Here is a 13,546-nt window from a genome sequence, read left to right as displayed (position 1 = left end):
GGCCGGACGGCCGGGCTCAGAACCGGCGCAGGAACGAGCCGAGCGACTTCGCCGCGGTGTCGGCCAGGTTGGCGAACGCCTGGCCGAGCTCGTCCAGGTCCTCGGCGAAGGTGTTCGGGTCGCGTCGCTCCGACGGGCCCTGCGCCGTCTCAGGCTCCGGCAGGACGACGGTGCCCCGGTAGCCGACCGGGCCCTCGTGGACGCGCTGGGACCAGCCCTGGAACGAACTCCCGTCCTCCGCCAACCCGACGGACGCCGAGCAGGCCCGCTGGTCGGTCCACCCGACCCGCTCGAACTCGGTCTCCTCCCCGGTGGCGAGGTGGAAGGTGAGCGGTCCGCCCTGGTGCCAACGGCCGCCCCAGCCGGCCTCGGTGGCGAAGACCTGCGTTCCGGCCGGGTCGGCGTCGCCGGGGAAGGCCTGACGATCGATCAGCGCGCCGCGCAGCTCGTACCACCGGCCGTCGGCGTCGCGGGTGTGGCCGTAGAAGGTGTGCAGTTCCAGCGCGAACTCGACCGACGCCTCGGCGCCGGACCGCACGCGCCAGTCCAGGCGGGACGGCATCGCACCCTCGCCGGAGTCCAGGTGCAGGCGCCAGGTCGCCGCGGGCTCCCACTCCTGCGCGCCCGGTGCGCGCCGATCGGTGCGGTAGGTCAGCAGGGACTGCGCGAACGACTCGGCCAGCCAGGCCCGTTCGGCCGCGTCGCGGTCCCAGACGGGCTCGGCGAGCACACGGTAGAGCCACAGCTGCGAGCGCGCGTCTGCGGCGGTGCGGAGCGTCAGCGTGTTGGTCCGGCCGGGCTTGAGCAGGTCCGCGGGAACGGCGAAGGTGATCTCCTGCGGGAGGTCTCCCCCGCCGGGTATGCGGTGGTCGCCGACGACCACCGTGGCGTTGACGGCGAGCCCCAGCGGCGCGTGGCCGGGTCGCGAGCCGAGCTTGGAGACGAGGGCTCGGATCTTCACGGTGAGCTCGTCCTTGACGCCCTCCTGGGGCACCTCGAACGAGATCGTCATGGTCGCGCCGGGGCCCAGGGCGAAGTGGTCCCGCGCGAAGCGGGCCCCCTCGGACTCGATCGCGGCGTTGCAGGTCCGGGGGGCGGCGGTGGAGAAATCAACGAAGACAGGGTGCACGAGGGCTCCAACGTCAGGGGCGCGGGAAACCGTTCCCCGCGCCCCTGAACCCTGTCGTGTCCCTGTGACACTCAGCGCGTCGGCTCAGCGCTTGGCGTCCAGCCATTCCTGCTGCAGCGTCAGGTTCGACTTGACCTCCGCCAACTGGACCGCGACCGCGTCCGGCGCGGTGCCGCCGCGGCCGTTGCGGGCCGCGATCGCGCCCTTCACCGAGAGGACCTCACGGACCTCCGGAGTCAACTCCGGGCTGATCTCCGCGAACTGCTCGTCCGTCAGGTCCCACAGCTCCAGGCCGCGCGGCTCGCAGAACTTGACGCACGCGCCGGCGACCTCGTGGGCGACCCGGAACGGGACGCCCCGCTTGACCAGCCACTCGGCGATGTCCGTGGCGAGGGAGAACCCGGCGGGGGCCAGCTCCTCCAGGCGCTCCTCGTGGACCGTCAGCGTCGCCATCATGCCGATGAAGGCCGGCAGCAGGACCTCGAGGGTGTCGCAGGAGTCGAAGACCGGCTCCTTGTCCTCCTGCAGGTCGCGGTTGTAGGCCAGCGGCAGGGCTTTGAGCGTGGCCATCAGGCCGGTCAGGTTGCCGATGAGGCGGCCCGACTTGCCGCGGGCCAGCTCCGCGATGTCCGGGTTCTTCTTCTGCGGCATGATCGAGGAGCCCGTGGAGAAGGCGTCGTGCAGCGTGATGAAGCCGAACTCCTTGGTGTTCCAGATGATCACCTCCTCCGCGACGCGGGAGAGGTTGACGCCGATCATCGCGGTGATGAAGGCGAACTCCGCGACGTAGTCGCGCGAGGCGGTGCCGTCGATGGAGTTGGCCGCGGAGCCGCCCTCGAAGCCGAGTTCGGCGGCGACGTACTGCGGGTCCAGGCCCAGCGAGGAGCCGGCCAGCGCGCCGGAGCCGTAGGCCGAGACGGCCGTGCGCTCGTCCCACTGCCGCAGCCGCTCCGCGTCCCGGGCGAACGCCTGGACATGGGCCAGCATGTGGTGCGCGAAGAGCACCGGCTGGGCGTGCTGGAGGTGGGTGCGGCCCGGCATGGCCGTGGCCGGGTGAGCCTCGGCGAGGCCCACCAGCGCCTGCTGGAGCTCCAGCAGCAGCCCGCCGATGATCCGCGCGTGGTCGCGCAGGTACATCTTGCCGAGCGTGGCGATCTGGTCGTTGCGGGACCGGCCGGCGCGCAGCTTGCCGCCGAGCTCGGGGCCGAGCCGCTCCAGCAGGCCGCGCTCCAGCGCGGTGTGCACGTCCTCGTCGGCGACGGTGCCGGTGAAGGCGCCCGACTCGACGTCGGCGAGCAGGACCGTCAGGCCCTCCAGCATCCGGGCCAGCTCGTCGTCACTGAGCAGCCCGGCCCGGTGCAGGACCTTGGCATGGGCCTTGGAGCCGGCGATGTCGTAGGGCGCGAGCCGCCAGTCGAAGTGCACGCTGGCCGACAGCGCGGCCAGCGCCTCCGACGGACCGTCGGCGAACCGCGCACCCCAGAGCCGGACATCTTGCTTGTCAGCCATCGCGATCAGCCCTGCAGGTCCCGCTTCGCCGCGATCTTCGACGACATGCCGAAGATCTCGATGAAGCCCTTGGACATGGACTGGTCGAAGGTGTCGCCGGTGTCGTAGGTGGCGAGGTTGAAGTCGTAGAGCGACTCGGAGGACTTCCGGCCGTCGACGACCGCGCGGCCGCCGTGCAGGACCAGCCGGATCTCGCCGGTGACGTGCTGGTTGGCCTCGTTGACGAAGCCGTCCAGGGCGCGCTTGAGCGGGGAGAACCACAGGCCGTCGTAGACCAGCTCGCTCCAGCGCTGCTCCACCTGCCGCTTGTAGCGGGCCAGTTCACGCTCGACGGTGACGTTCTCCAGCGCCTTGTGTGCGGTGATCAGCGCGATGGCGCCGGGAGCCTCGTAGATCTCACGGGACTTGATGCCGACGAGACGGTCCTCGACCATGTCGAGGCGGCCCACACCCTGGGCGCCGGCCCGGCGGTTCAGCTCCTCGATGGCCTGGAGCACGGTGACCTTGCGGCCGTCGATCGCGACCGGGACGCCGGCCTCGAAGGAGATGACCACGGTGTCGGCGTCGCGCTGGACGGCCGGGTCCTGGGTGTAGTCGTAGATGTCCTCGATCGGCGCGTTCCAGATGTCCTCCAGGAAGCCCGTCTCGACGGCACGCCCGAAGACGTTCTGGTCGATCGAGTAGGGGGACTTCTTGGTGGTGGCGATCGGGAGGTTCTTCGCCTCGGCGAAGGCGATGGCCTTGTCCCGGGTCATCGCGTAGTCGCGGACCGGGGCGATGCACTTGAGCTCGGGCGCCAGGTTGGCGATGCCGACCTCGAAGCGGACCTGATCGTTGCCCTTGCCGGTGCAGCCGTGGGCGACGGTGGTGGCGCCGTGCTTCCGGGCGGCGGCGACCAGGTGCTTGACGATGACCGGCCGGGACAGCGCGGAGACGAGCGGGTACTCGCCCTGGTACAGCGCGTTGGCCTTGATCGCCGGGAGGCAGTACTCGTCGGCGAACTCGTCGCGGGCGTCCGCGACCTCGGCCTCGACGGCGCCGCAGGCGAGGGCGCGCTCGCGGATCACGTTCAGGTCCTCGCCACCCTGGCCGACGTCGACGGCGACGGCGACGACCTCGGCGCCGGTCTCCTCGGCGATCCAGCCGATGCAGACGGACGTGTCCAGACCGCCCGAGTAGGCGAGTACGACGCGCTCGGTCACGGCTATCTCCAATCACTCACAGGGCAGGCGGGGCATGCATCCAGGGCCGCTGAAGGCATGAGTTGCGGGTGCGCAGGGCACCTCGCGTCTCCTAGGCATAATTATGCATGCCTCCGTATGAAATTCAAAGCCGTTCCGCGCTAGCGCTAGCGCTAGCGAGCCAGGAGCAACCCGCGCAGGGCGCGGGTGACGATGCGGTCGAACAGCTCGTCCGCCGACTTGGAGCCCGCCGGGCCTGCGTCCTTCAGGACCGTGGTCAGATGCGGGTACTCCCCGGTGGCGGCCGCGTGGCGCAGGTACTCGTCGCGCGCGCGGCGCCAGGGCGGGGGCTCGGTGGCGTCCAGTTGCTTGGCCAGCTCGGCGCGGGCGAGCGAGGCGACCAGGGACTGCAGGACGGCGATCGCCTCCAGCTTGTCCTTGCCTCCGAGCGGCAGTTCGTCGAGACAGGCGAGGCAGCGGTCGAGGTAGGCCAGGGTGCGCGGGCCGACCGGCGCGCTCGAGGCGAAGACGTCGAGCAGCCACGGATGCCGCAGGCAGACCGCCCGGGCCTCGCGGGCGAGCACCAGCAGGTCGTCGAGCCAGTCGCCCGCGCCCAGGCCGGCGTACGAGATCTCCGCGTTGACCCGGTCGGTCATCAGCTCTACCAGCTCGTCGCGGGTGGCGACATAGCGATACAGCGATGCCGGCGCGGACCCGAGCGACTGGGCGACGGCGCGCATGGTGACCGCCGCGAGGCCCTGCGCGTCGGCCAGCGCGACGCCCGCCTCCGCGAGGCGGTCCCGGTCGAAGGCGGGCGCGGGCCCGCGGCCGGAACGCGCCGGGCGGAGCCAGATGCTGACCTCGGACTGCTCGGACTGCTGTTCCGACTGCTCCGCCACAGAACGGACCCTTCTTTTCTGCGAACGCTGTATGCAGTATCTTAGGCGGAACAATACTGCGAACAGCGATCGCAGAACCAGGAGAGGGGATCGGCACCGTGGCGATCATCGGACGACTGCTCAAGAACAGGCGGGCCGGAGAGGAGCATGTCGTCTGGCACCGCCCGAACCTGCAGGGCCCCGACACCCTGGACCTGCACAGCGAGGCCTTCGCGGACGGCGCGACGATGCCGACCGAGCACGCCGGGCGGCGGGTCGGGGGCCGGAACCTCTCCCCCGCCCTCGCCTGGAATCTCCCGCCCGCCGGGACGGCCCGGCTGCTGTTCGTCATGGAGGACCCGGACGTCCCGATGAGCAGCCCAGCCGTCCACACCGTCGCGCTGATCGACCCGAAGCTCGCCGCGCTGCCCGCCGGGGCGCTCGACGCCAAGACCCCGGGCGAGGGCGTGCAGATCCTGCGCTCGACCTTCAGCTCGGGCTACCACGGCCCGGAGCCGATCAAGGGCCACGGCCCGCACCGGTACGTGTTCCAGCTGTTCGCCCTCGGTGACCCGCTGGACGGGGCCGCCCTGGCGAAGGCGCGGCCCCGCGAGGTGTTCACTTCCGTCGGCGGCCCGGTCCTGGCCCGCGGAAGGCTGGACGGGATCTACGAGCGCTGAGTGCCCGGCGTCGTGCCCGTCAGGGGTAGACGTTCTTCGGGGTGATCACGGACGTCACCGCCGTCGCGAGCAGGTCCCCGGGAGCGTTGGCGACGTTGTTCTGGTACGGGACGTCCGTGTTCACCATGACCACGAGCGTGGCCCGCGCCGACGGCAGGTAGACGTCCACGGTCTCGTAGCCCGGCACCTCGCCGTTGTGCCCGATCCAGCCGTCGAAGTCCGCGACGCCGAGCCCGTAGCCCAGGCCCGGCTGACCCGTGGGGATGAACGTCAGCCGTTCGGCCTGCGTGTGACGCGACAACAGAGTGCCGCGGTAGAGGTCGTACGCCCAGGCGTGCAGGTCCCTGAGGTCGGAGACCATGTCGGCGTCGGCCCAACCCCAGCTGGTGCTCCAGCCGGTGGCGTCAGCGATCGTGCCGTTGAGGGTCTGCGCGGTGTAGCCGTGCGGGCGGGGCCGGGGCAGGTAGGTCGTCGGCGTCATCACGCTGTGGTCCAGGTGGCTGGGCGCGATGACGTGACGGCAGACGTAGTCGCTCAGCGACGTGTGCGTCAGCTTCTCGATGACCAGCCCCAGCAGCACCGTGTTGGAGTTCGAGTAGAGGTACTGGGTGCCGGGCGGGAACAGGTTCGGGTGCCTGAACCCGTAGGAGAGCAGCTGCTGCGGGGTGAACGACCTGGTGGGGTGGGACAGGAAGTCCTTCTCGAAGGCGGTGTCCGCGGTGTAGGGGTACAGGCCGCTGCGCATGTCGGCGAGGTCCCGCAGGGTGATCCGGTCCCCTTCGGGAACCCCCGCGACGTACCTGGAGATCGGGTCGTCCAGGTGCACCCGGCCCTGGTCGACCAGCTCCAGCAGCGCCGTGACGGTGAAGGTCTTCGTGACGCTGCCGATGCGGGTGTTCATGTCGGTCCGCATCGGCTCGCGGGTCCTCTTGTCCGCGACGCCGAAGGCCCGTACGTAGCGCCCGTGGCCCGGGAGCCAGATCCCGACGATCGCCCCGGGAATGCCGTAGGTGTGCATCGAGGTCCGGATGACGCGGTCCAGCTCCCGCTCCAGCGCCGGGGAGAGCCCGCGGCCGTCCTCTCCGGAGGCCACGACCGCCGGACGCGCCGCGACCGCCCCCTGCGCCGCCGAGGCGCCGGCGGGGGCGGTCGCAAGCGGGACGAGCGCGGCCGCCACGCACGCCGCGGCCAGCAGGCCGCGGAGACGCACCGTTCGTGGACCTTGGACCTCTTTCACCGGCACGCCTGCCCTTCGCTTCGCGATAGCCCCCTCAGCAGGCTGCCAACGAACCGCGGGCCCGCCGGAACGCGGCGCGCCGCCGCCCCGCCGAACAGTCGTACCCGTCCACCCGGCCGGCGCAGCGAGCGCCCGCACTCCGGGCCGGCGAACTAGGCCAGCGCCTGGGCCAAGTCCTCGTAGAGGTCCTCGACGTCCTCCAGGCCGACCGAGACGCGCAGCACCGACGCGTGCGGACGGGCCTCCGGGGCGACGGGGCGGTGGGTGAGCGAGGCCGGGTGCTGGATCAGGGTGTCCACGCCGCCGAGGGAGACCGCGTGGGTGATCAGCTTGCAGCGCTCCGCCGCACGCGCCGCGGCGTCGTAGCCGCCCCCGAGCGAGAAGGCCAGCACCGAGCCCGGCGCGGACTGCTGCTTGCCGATCAGGCCGAGCGGGTCGCAGTCGGGCAGGCCGGGGTAGAAGACGCGGTCGACGCCGGGCTGTTCGCCCAGCCACAGGGCCAGCTTGCCCGCGCTCTCGGACTGGTGACGCACCCGCAGCGGCAGGGTCTGCAGGCCACGGTGGAGCAGGTAGGCGGAGAGCGGGTGCAGGATGCCGCCGGTCACGGCACGCACCGGGCGGATCCTCCGCGCCCAGGCGTCGTTGGTGGCGACGACGCCCGCGAGCACGTCGCCGTGGCCGCCGAGGTACTTGGTCGCGCTGTGCACGACGATCGTGGCGCCGTGCCGGATCGGCTGCTGCAGCACGGGGGTGGCGAAGGTGTTGTCGACCAGGAGCGGGACGTCGCCGCAGCGGGCGGCCAGCGCACTCAGGTCGACGAGCTCCAGCGTCGGGTTGGCCGGGGTCTCGACGACGACCAGCCCGGTGTCGGGACGGATCGCGGCGTCGACCTCGTCCGCCGTCGCCCAGGTGACCTCGGTGCCGAGCAGGCCGGTGGCGAGCAGGTGGTCGCTGCCGCCGTAGAGCGGCCGCACGGCGACGACGTGGCCCTTGCCCGCGGCGCGGGCCGCGAGCAGACAGGCGCTGATGGCGGCCATGCCGGAGGAGAAGGCGATGCCCGCCTCCGCGCCCTCCAGCTCGGCGAGCGCCTGCTCGAAGCGGGCGGTGGTCGGGTTCCACAGGCGCTGGTAGACGGCGCTGCCGCCCTCGGGGACCAGACCGCCGGTGGCGAGCGACTCGTAGCTGTCGCCCCCGCTCCCGACGCCCGGCAGCGGGTTGGTGGTCGACAGGTCGATCGGAGGGACGTGCACGCCCAGGTGGCGCAGGTCGGTGCGGCCGGCGTGGACGGCACGGGTGTCGGCGCGGGTGGCGTCGGACAACATCGGGGAGTCCTCCTCGTCGAGGGCTGCGGAGCCGACGGCCCAGGTCGGGGCTTCGGCGATGGCCCCAAGGATGAAGATCCGACGTATTCGACGCCACAGTTCCGCAGAAGATTCGGACCGGTGGCATCCCATTGTGTACATATTCGGGGCCTGGGGGCACGATGGGGCTCGTGCCGAAGAATCCGCAGCCCGCGCTCGCACCCGTGGACCGCGCCATCCTGCGCCTGCTGGCGCAGGACGCGCGGATGCCGAACAACGCCATCGCCGAGGCGGTCGGCATCGCGCCGTCCACTTGCCTCACCCGGATGCGGGCGCTGCGCGAGCACGGCGTCATCCGCGGCTTCCACGCCGACGTCGATCCGGCCGCGCTCGGTCTCGGCATCCAGGCCATGATCGCCGTGCGGCTCCACGCCCACACCAAGGAGCGGATCTCCAGCTTCACCGCCGAGATCCCGCGCCTTCCCGGCGTCATCGCCGCCTACCACCTCTCCGGCGCGGACGACTACCTCCTCCACGTCGCCGTCCCCGACACGGACGCGCTGCGCGACTTCGTCCTCGACCACCTGACCGCGCACCCGGCCGTGGCCCACACCGAAACCAGCCTGATCTTCGGCCACATGCGCGGCGAGGCCGTGTCCTGAGCCCGCTCGCTGACGGCCCCTCTCCGGAACCGTCGCCGGGTCGACGCTCTCCACGGCTCACGCGACCCCCAAGATCGGAGTCAGCACCAGCGCAGTTGCCACGAGCAGCTCCCTCACCGCTGCACAGGTCAAGGGCATCGTCTACACCGCGACCACCGACCCCAACAGCCTCCTCGGCCGGTCTGGCCAGTACATCGGCGACATCCACTTCTCCGCCTCGCGGGTGCCCAAGGACAAGAGCGAGTTCGCCAAGCCTGGGAACGTCGAGTTCGGCGTTGCGATCGAGACCCACACTCCCGTAGCCAAGACGCGGTCCTGGAACGGACCGGGGAGTTCCAGAGCCAGCTCTCGGTCCGACCGCCACGCTCAGAGGACGAGGGCCGCCCGGCTGCGAGCGAGGACCCGGTGCGCCCCTGCTCCGTATTCTGCCGCCGCTTCCAGCGCCGTCCAGACAGTCACGTAAGGATCGATCTCCGCGACGCCCACCAGGCGCAACTCCGCGCCGATCGTCTCGACCATCACCAGTGCGTCGTCGTAGATCCAGAACCCGTGGGACGGCACGACTGGCAGCGGTACGCCCAGCGGCACGATGCCCAGGCGGACGGTGTCGAGGCCGACGACGCCCGCGAGCCGGTCGAGCTGTGCGGCCATCACCGCACTGGGGCAGATCAGCACCCGCAGCGCTGCCTCCCACACCAGGAAGTGGAAGCTCCGGCCCGGCTCGTAGAGGAGCTGCTGGCGCTGTATGCGAGCGCGCACACCCTCCTCGATGTCCTGCGGGGAGCGGTGCAGCGAGGTCGTGCGCTCGAACATCCACCTGGCGTAGTCCGGGGTCTGCAGCAGCCCAGGGATGCACGCGCTCTCGAAGTTGCGAACAAGCTGCGCGGAGGACTCGGTGAGCTGCCAGGCTTCCTGCCGGGCGCGGGTGCCGGCGGCGAGCTGACGCCGCCAGCTGGCGTAGTGGGTCTCCAGTGCGCGCAACCGCGCGACGAGCTCGGTCACGGCCTCCGGTGCCACGGCGTCAGTCAGGGCCCGCAGGTCGTCGACGGTCGGGGCTTGGCGGCCGTGCTCCAGCTTGCTGACCTTGGACGCAGGCCAGCCGAGCTGCGCGGCGAGTTGCTTGCCGCTCAGCCCGGCCTGGATGCGCAGCTCCCGCAGGCGCTGCCCGAGCGCGGTCCGTCCGCGCTGGTAGTCGCTGGTCACGTCCTCGCTGTGCGCTCCTGCCTGTACTGGGAGAACGTAAGGGCGTGCCGCCAGGCGGCGTCGCGCCAGCGGACGTGACGGATGACGTCTCCCGGGTCCTCGGACAGGGTCGCGCCGAGGAACGTGTCATCCTCGGCGAACTCGACCCGAGCGATCGTGCGGTCGTCGAAAAGCCAGTAGTCGTATGCAGGCAGATCCAGCCCAGCCGCGGTGTCGTGCAGGAGGTAGCGGATGTCCTCGCCGGCGTCGAGGTTGTGCTGGGTTCCCCACAGCTCGAACCGTAGGTAGTCCGACGGAGGCGCGTCGATCAGCCGGACGCGCTCGACACGCTTGCCCGAGGAGGTGACTTGACGCATCAGGGTCAGCCAGGGCTGGAACCAGTCGAGACCTGGGTCCTCGCCCGCCAGGAACCGCTGGTACGGCTCGTCCTCCTCGAGGATGCCGTAGGAGCGGCGGACTTCCAGCCGGAAGGCCGTGTGCTCGAACCTGCGGAACAGGTCGATGAACCCGTCGCCGCTGACGAGGTCGGACACGCGGTTACTCCTTCGGGGCATAGCGCGTGAGGAGCGCTCGCGGAATGACCACGAACGTCTCGCCGGGGAGCACGTCCTTCAGCTGGGCGAGGGCCTCAGGGTCGGTGAGGCGGTCACCCTGGACGACGAAGTCACCGCTGTCGGTCTCGTACAACGTGGGGCAGCCGCCGCCCTGCGAGGTTGTGCCGACGAACTTGAGCCGCATGGTGTGCTCCCTCGGTCGGTGCCGGATCGGTGAGTCTCAGCATGGCCAAGGAACTTGAGAACGTGAAGGGAATCAGGGCAGCTGCGCGAGAAATCCTGAGAAATCGTCAGGGCGTGCTCGCAAGCCGCTCCCTACCGTCGGTCACATGGCCTTTACCTCATCCTCGGCGGGTGTCTCGCCGAGCCGCCCCTCCAGGTCCGGCCCGCTACCGCGGGCCCACTCGACTCCGGAATGCCGCACCGGCGGCACCCGATGGCCGGACTTGCATCAGCTGTGCAGCGCCCCCGGGTATCAGGATCGCGTCCTCGGCTGGGTGGCAGTGCCGTGTGCCTGCACCTGCCACCTGCAGGCCCCGGCGACGGAGGAGACGACCCCGTGACCCCCGCCCAGGACGAGCGGGCCGCGACCCCCGTGGGTCCAGACCCGGTCGTCGACCGGGTGGTCTGGGCGCGTCTTCGGCGCGCGGCCTACCGGGGCCTGTTGCAGCCTGAAGGTGCGGCGCTCGTCGACGTGCTGCACGACCTGTACCCCGCCTGGCGTGAGGAGTGGTGACGGTGGCCCACATCAGAGTGCGGCCCGCAGGGCCGAGCGAGGGTACACCGAACGGCCGCTCCGGGTGCTGCTACGAAGAGACCCTTCCCCGCCTGCACTCGCTGTGCCCAGGCACTTACGACTACCGGGCTATGCCGACCGCGTCCCCGGAGCGGCACCGATGCTCGTGCCGCTGCCACGAGGTCGGGGTCGAAGCGCTCACGATGCCGACCGTGAGGTAACAGTCCACTCGTCCCTCGTGACCGAGCCTGATCGCAGCAACCACCCGGTTCGGGCCTCGTCGAGGAACAGACACTGCGCTGGCTCGAGGCCCAGGGCGGCACTGGCGTGGTGGTACATGCGTGGGTCGGGTTGCGACAGCCGAGCTCGGCGGAGATCGCGTACGCGCACAGACCGTCAGAAGCCATGGACCTCTCTGTCTGTCATTCAGCCAGTCTGACGGACAATCCCGATGGCAGGAGAGCGAGTTGGCCCGCGCTGTCCTCGCCGCCCGCGGAGCGCCCGGAGGCCGGGCCTCTCTTGAGACCTCGGGCCGGTGCGGCCATTCTGGCCGGGTGACCTCAACTCTGGCCTCTGCCAAGGGAACCACCACGATGCCGACCGGCGGTCCGCGCGGGCTGCCGCTGCTGGGCAACCTGCCCGCCTTCGCCCGCGATCCGCTGGCCTTCTTCTGTCGGTTGCGCGACGAGCACGGAGACTGGGTGCCGTGGCGGCTCGGCCCCAAGCGCTGCCTGCTGGTCTCCCGGCCCGAGGATGCCAACGAGCTGCTGGCCGGGGTCGAAGTGAGCTTCAGTCCGCCGGACATGGGCTGGGCGCTGAGCGCCGTCCTCGGTAACGGCGTGGTCACCAGCACGGGCGACGACTGGCGCCGCAAGCGCGCGCTGGTGCAGCCGTCCGTGCGGCCGCGCCAGGTCCGTTCCTACGCGGCGACGATGGTGGAGTGCGCCGACGCTGTCGCGTCGGGTTGGCGCGACGGTCAACGGGTGGACGTGCAGCGGGAGATGACCCGGCTGACGCAGCGGGTGGCAGTGCGCACGCTGTTCGGGGTGGAGACCGCGGGACGCGAGGAGACCATCGCGCGGGCGATGGCGGTCGCGCAGCAGGAGATCGGTGCGGAGCTGCGGGGCGTCACCGTCTTCTTCCCGTCCTGGATCCCGACACCAGGCCGTCGCCGACTGCGGGCGGCCGTAGCCGAGTTGGACGAAGAGATCCACCGGATCATCGACGAGCACCACGCCGCGCGGGCGGCAGGCGAGGAACGTGACGACCTGCTGAGCCGGCTGCTCGCGGCGCGTGACGAGAACGGAGCCCCGCTGTCCGACCGGGAGCTGCGCGACGAGGCCGTCACCCTCTACATCGGCGGCCACGAGACCACCTCGACCACGCTGACCTGGGCCTGGCACCTGCTCTCCGGCTCGCCGCAGGCCCGCGCCCGTCTGGACGCGGAGCTCGCCGAGGTCCTCGACGGCCGGCTGCCCACCTTCGACGACTACGCGCGGCTGCCGTTCACGCAGGCGGTGGTGAAGGAGTCACTGCGGCTCTTCCCGCCGATCAGGCTGATCAGCGCGGTCGCCCGCGAGGGCGCACGGCTGGGCGGTCGCGAGGTGCCGGCCGGCACGACGGTCTGGACGAGCCAGTGGTCCGTCCACCGCGACCCCCGCCTCTACCCCGAGCCGGACGCCTTCCGCCCGGAACGCTGGGACGCCGACGCCCCGATCCCCGTCCCGGACCACGCCTGGTTCCCCTTCGGCGGCGGCCCCCGCACCTGCCTGGGCACCCGGTTCGCCCTGGTGGAGGCGGCACTCGTGCTGGCCGTGCTGGCTCAGCGGTGGCGGGTGGAGACGGACCCGGGCGAGGTGAAGCCCTTCACCGGCCTGACACTGCAGCCGTCCCGGGCCGTCGAAGCGACGCTTCGCAGCAGCGCCTGAGCTACGACTGCGCCAGCCTCAGCAGGTACTGGGCCAGGTCCTGGCCGCCGTTCGGGTCGCGGCTGATGACCAGGACCGTGTCGTCGCCCGCGATCGTGCCGATGATCTCCTCGACGCCCGACTGGTCGATCGAGGAGGCGAAGAACTGCGCCGCGCCCGGCGGCGTCCGGAGCACGACCAGGTTGCCGGACGCCGTCGCGGAGACCAGCAGCTCCGCCGCCAGGCGGGCCATCCGGCTCTCGGACGCGGACTCCCCCATCGGCGCCAGCGGCGTGCGGTCGCCGCCTTCCGCCGGAACGGCGTAGATCAACGCGCCGTCGGAGTTGCGGATCTTGACCGCGCCGAGCTCGTCCAGGTCCCGGGAGAGGGTGGCCTGAGTGACCGTCAGCCCGTCGTCGGCGAGCAGCTTGGCCAGCTGGCTCTGCGAGCGGACGGGCTGACGTGTCAGCAGCTCCACGATCCGTCGGTGGCGCGCGGTGCGCGTCTGCGGCAGCTGGGCCGCCGCGGACGAGGCCGGCGCGTCGCGATGGGGTTCGGTCATGGAGCAA

The 13,546-nt window shown here is 71.3% G+C and carries 14 protein-coding genes; 4 read left to right on the top strand and 10 right to left on the bottom strand.

Annotated elements, in window-relative coordinates:
• Positions 1-16: 16 nt before the first annotated feature.
• From TR49_RS17775 to TR49_RS17760, 4 genes are all read right to left on the bottom strand, one after another.
• Positions 17-1,129, bottom strand: a complete 1,113-nt coding sequence (locus TR49_RS17775; RefSeq protein ID WP_052434382.1) for a hypothetical protein — start codon at positions 1,127-1,129, stop codon at positions 17-19.
• An 84-nt stretch (positions 1,130-1,213) separates the two neighbouring features.
• A complete protein-coding gene (gene argH, locus TR49_RS17770; protein ID WP_042382819.1) occupies positions 1,214-2,638 on the bottom strand; it encodes an argininosuccinate lyase in 1,425 nt (474 codons plus the stop codon).
• A 5-nt stretch (positions 2,639-2,643) separates the two neighbouring features.
• Complete coding sequence (locus TR49_RS17765; protein WP_042382818.1) at positions 2,644-3,840, bottom strand: argininosuccinate synthase; 1,197 nt, start codon at positions 3,838-3,840, stop codon at positions 2,644-2,646.
• A gap of 152 nt (positions 3,841-3,992) precedes the next feature.
• Positions 3,993-4,718 carry a TetR/AcrR family transcriptional regulator gene (locus TR49_RS17760; protein WP_052434381.1) on the bottom strand — a complete coding sequence of 242 codons (726 nt, stop codon included), beginning with the start codon at positions 4,716-4,718 and terminating at the stop codon, positions 3,993-3,995.
• Between the two features lie 98 nt (positions 4,719-4,816).
• Here TR49_RS17760 and TR49_RS17755 point away from each other — a divergent pair, with 98 nt between their 5' ends.
• A complete protein-coding gene (locus TR49_RS17755) occupies positions 4,817-5,377 on the top strand; it encodes a YbhB/YbcL family Raf kinase inhibitor-like protein (RefSeq protein ID WP_042382817.1) in 561 nt (186 codons plus the stop codon).
• 19 nt (positions 5,378-5,396) lie between these two features.
• Here TR49_RS17755 and TR49_RS17750 read toward each other — a convergent pair whose 3' ends face one another.
• Positions 5,397-6,587 carry a serine hydrolase domain-containing protein gene (locus tag TR49_RS17750; RefSeq protein WP_063770115.1) on the bottom strand — a complete coding sequence of 397 codons (1,191 nt, stop codon included), beginning with the start codon at positions 6,585-6,587 and terminating at the stop codon, positions 5,397-5,399.
• Between the two features lie 179 nt (positions 6,588-6,766).
• Complete coding sequence (locus TR49_RS17745) at positions 6,767-7,936, bottom strand: trans-sulfuration enzyme family protein (protein ID WP_042382816.1); 1,170 nt, start codon at positions 7,934-7,936, stop codon at positions 6,767-6,769.
• Positions 7,937-8,097: 161 nt separating this feature from the next.
• Here TR49_RS17745 and TR49_RS17740 point away from each other — a divergent pair, with 161 nt between their 5' ends.
• Positions 8,098-8,577, top strand: a complete 480-nt coding sequence (locus tag TR49_RS17740) for an Lrp/AsnC family transcriptional regulator (protein WP_042382815.1) — start codon at positions 8,098-8,100, stop codon at positions 8,575-8,577.
• A gap of 366 nt (positions 8,578-8,943) precedes the next feature.
• Here TR49_RS17740 and TR49_RS17735 read toward each other — a convergent pair whose 3' ends face one another.
• From TR49_RS17735 to TR49_RS17725, 3 genes are read right to left on the bottom strand one after another with little or no spacing between them, the layout of a single operon-like run.
• Positions 8,944-9,780 carry a helix-turn-helix domain-containing protein gene (locus TR49_RS17735; protein WP_042382814.1) on the bottom strand — a complete coding sequence of 279 codons (837 nt, stop codon included), beginning with the start codon at positions 9,778-9,780 and terminating at the stop codon, positions 8,944-8,946.
• Complete coding sequence (locus TR49_RS17730) at positions 9,777-10,313, bottom strand: DUF6879 family protein (protein ID WP_042382811.1); 537 nt, start codon at positions 10,311-10,313, stop codon at positions 9,777-9,779. Before TR49_RS17730 ends, TR49_RS17735 begins: the two co-directional genes overlap by 4 nt.
• Before the next feature lie 4 nt (positions 10,314-10,317).
• Positions 10,318-10,518: a hypothetical protein gene (locus tag TR49_RS17725; protein ID WP_042382810.1), complete on the bottom strand. Its 201-nt coding sequence runs from the start codon at positions 10,516-10,518 to the stop codon at positions 10,318-10,320.
• A gap of 375 nt (positions 10,519-10,893) precedes the next feature.
• On the opposite strand from TR49_RS17725, the gene TR49_RS43905 reads away from it, so the two are divergent.
• Both TR49_RS43905 and TR49_RS17720 read left to right on the top strand, forming a co-directional pair.
• On the top strand, positions 10,894-11,070 hold the full coding sequence (locus tag TR49_RS43905; RefSeq protein WP_160311615.1) for a hypothetical protein: 177 nt from the start codon (positions 10,894-10,896) through the stop codon (positions 11,068-11,070).
• A 593-nt stretch (positions 11,071-11,663) separates the two neighbouring features.
• On the top strand, positions 11,664-12,998 hold the full coding sequence (locus TR49_RS17720; protein ID WP_042382809.1) for a cytochrome P450: 1,335 nt from the start codon (positions 11,664-11,666) through the stop codon (positions 12,996-12,998).
• A 1-nt stretch (position 12,999) separates the two neighbouring features.
• Here the strand turns inward: TR49_RS17720 and TR49_RS17715 are convergent, their stop codons facing one another.
• Entirely contained in the window at positions 13,000-13,539 is a 540-nt protein-coding gene (locus TR49_RS17715) for an arginine repressor (protein ID WP_042382885.1), read from the bottom strand.
• Positions 13,540-13,546: the final 7 nt, after the last annotated feature.

The organism is Streptacidiphilus melanogenes, from assembly GCF_000787835.1.
Classification (GTDB): domain Bacteria; phylum Actinomycetota; class Actinomycetes; order Streptomycetales; family Streptomycetaceae; genus Streptacidiphilus; species Streptacidiphilus melanogenes.
This window is presented reverse-complemented; position numbering and strand designations above follow the sequence as displayed.

Bases quoted from the DNA above. Each gene is read 5' to 3' on its own strand.
- argH (WP_042382819.1), bottom strand. From the start codon at position 2,638: ATGGCTGACAAGCAAGATGTCCGGCTCTGGGGTGCGCGGTTCGCCGAC.
- TR49_RS17745 (WP_042382816.1), bottom strand. From the start codon at position 7,936: ATGTTGTCCGACGCCACCCGCGCCGACACCCGTGCCGTCCACGCCGGC.
- TR49_RS17740 (WP_042382815.1), top strand. From the start codon at position 8,098: ATGGGGCTCGTGCCGAAGAATCCGCAGCCCGCGCTCGCACCCGTGGAC.
- TR49_RS17725 (WP_042382810.1), bottom strand. From the start codon at position 10,518: ATGCGGCTCAAGTTCGTCGGCACAACCTCGCAGGGCGGCGGCTGCCCC.
- TR49_RS17720 (WP_042382809.1), top strand. From the start codon at position 11,664: ATGCCGACCGGCGGTCCGCGCGGGCTGCCGCTGCTGGGCAACCTGCCC.
- TR49_RS17715 (WP_042382885.1), bottom strand. From the start codon at position 13,539: ATGACCGAACCCCATCGCGACGCGCCGGCCTCGTCCGCGGCGGCCCAG.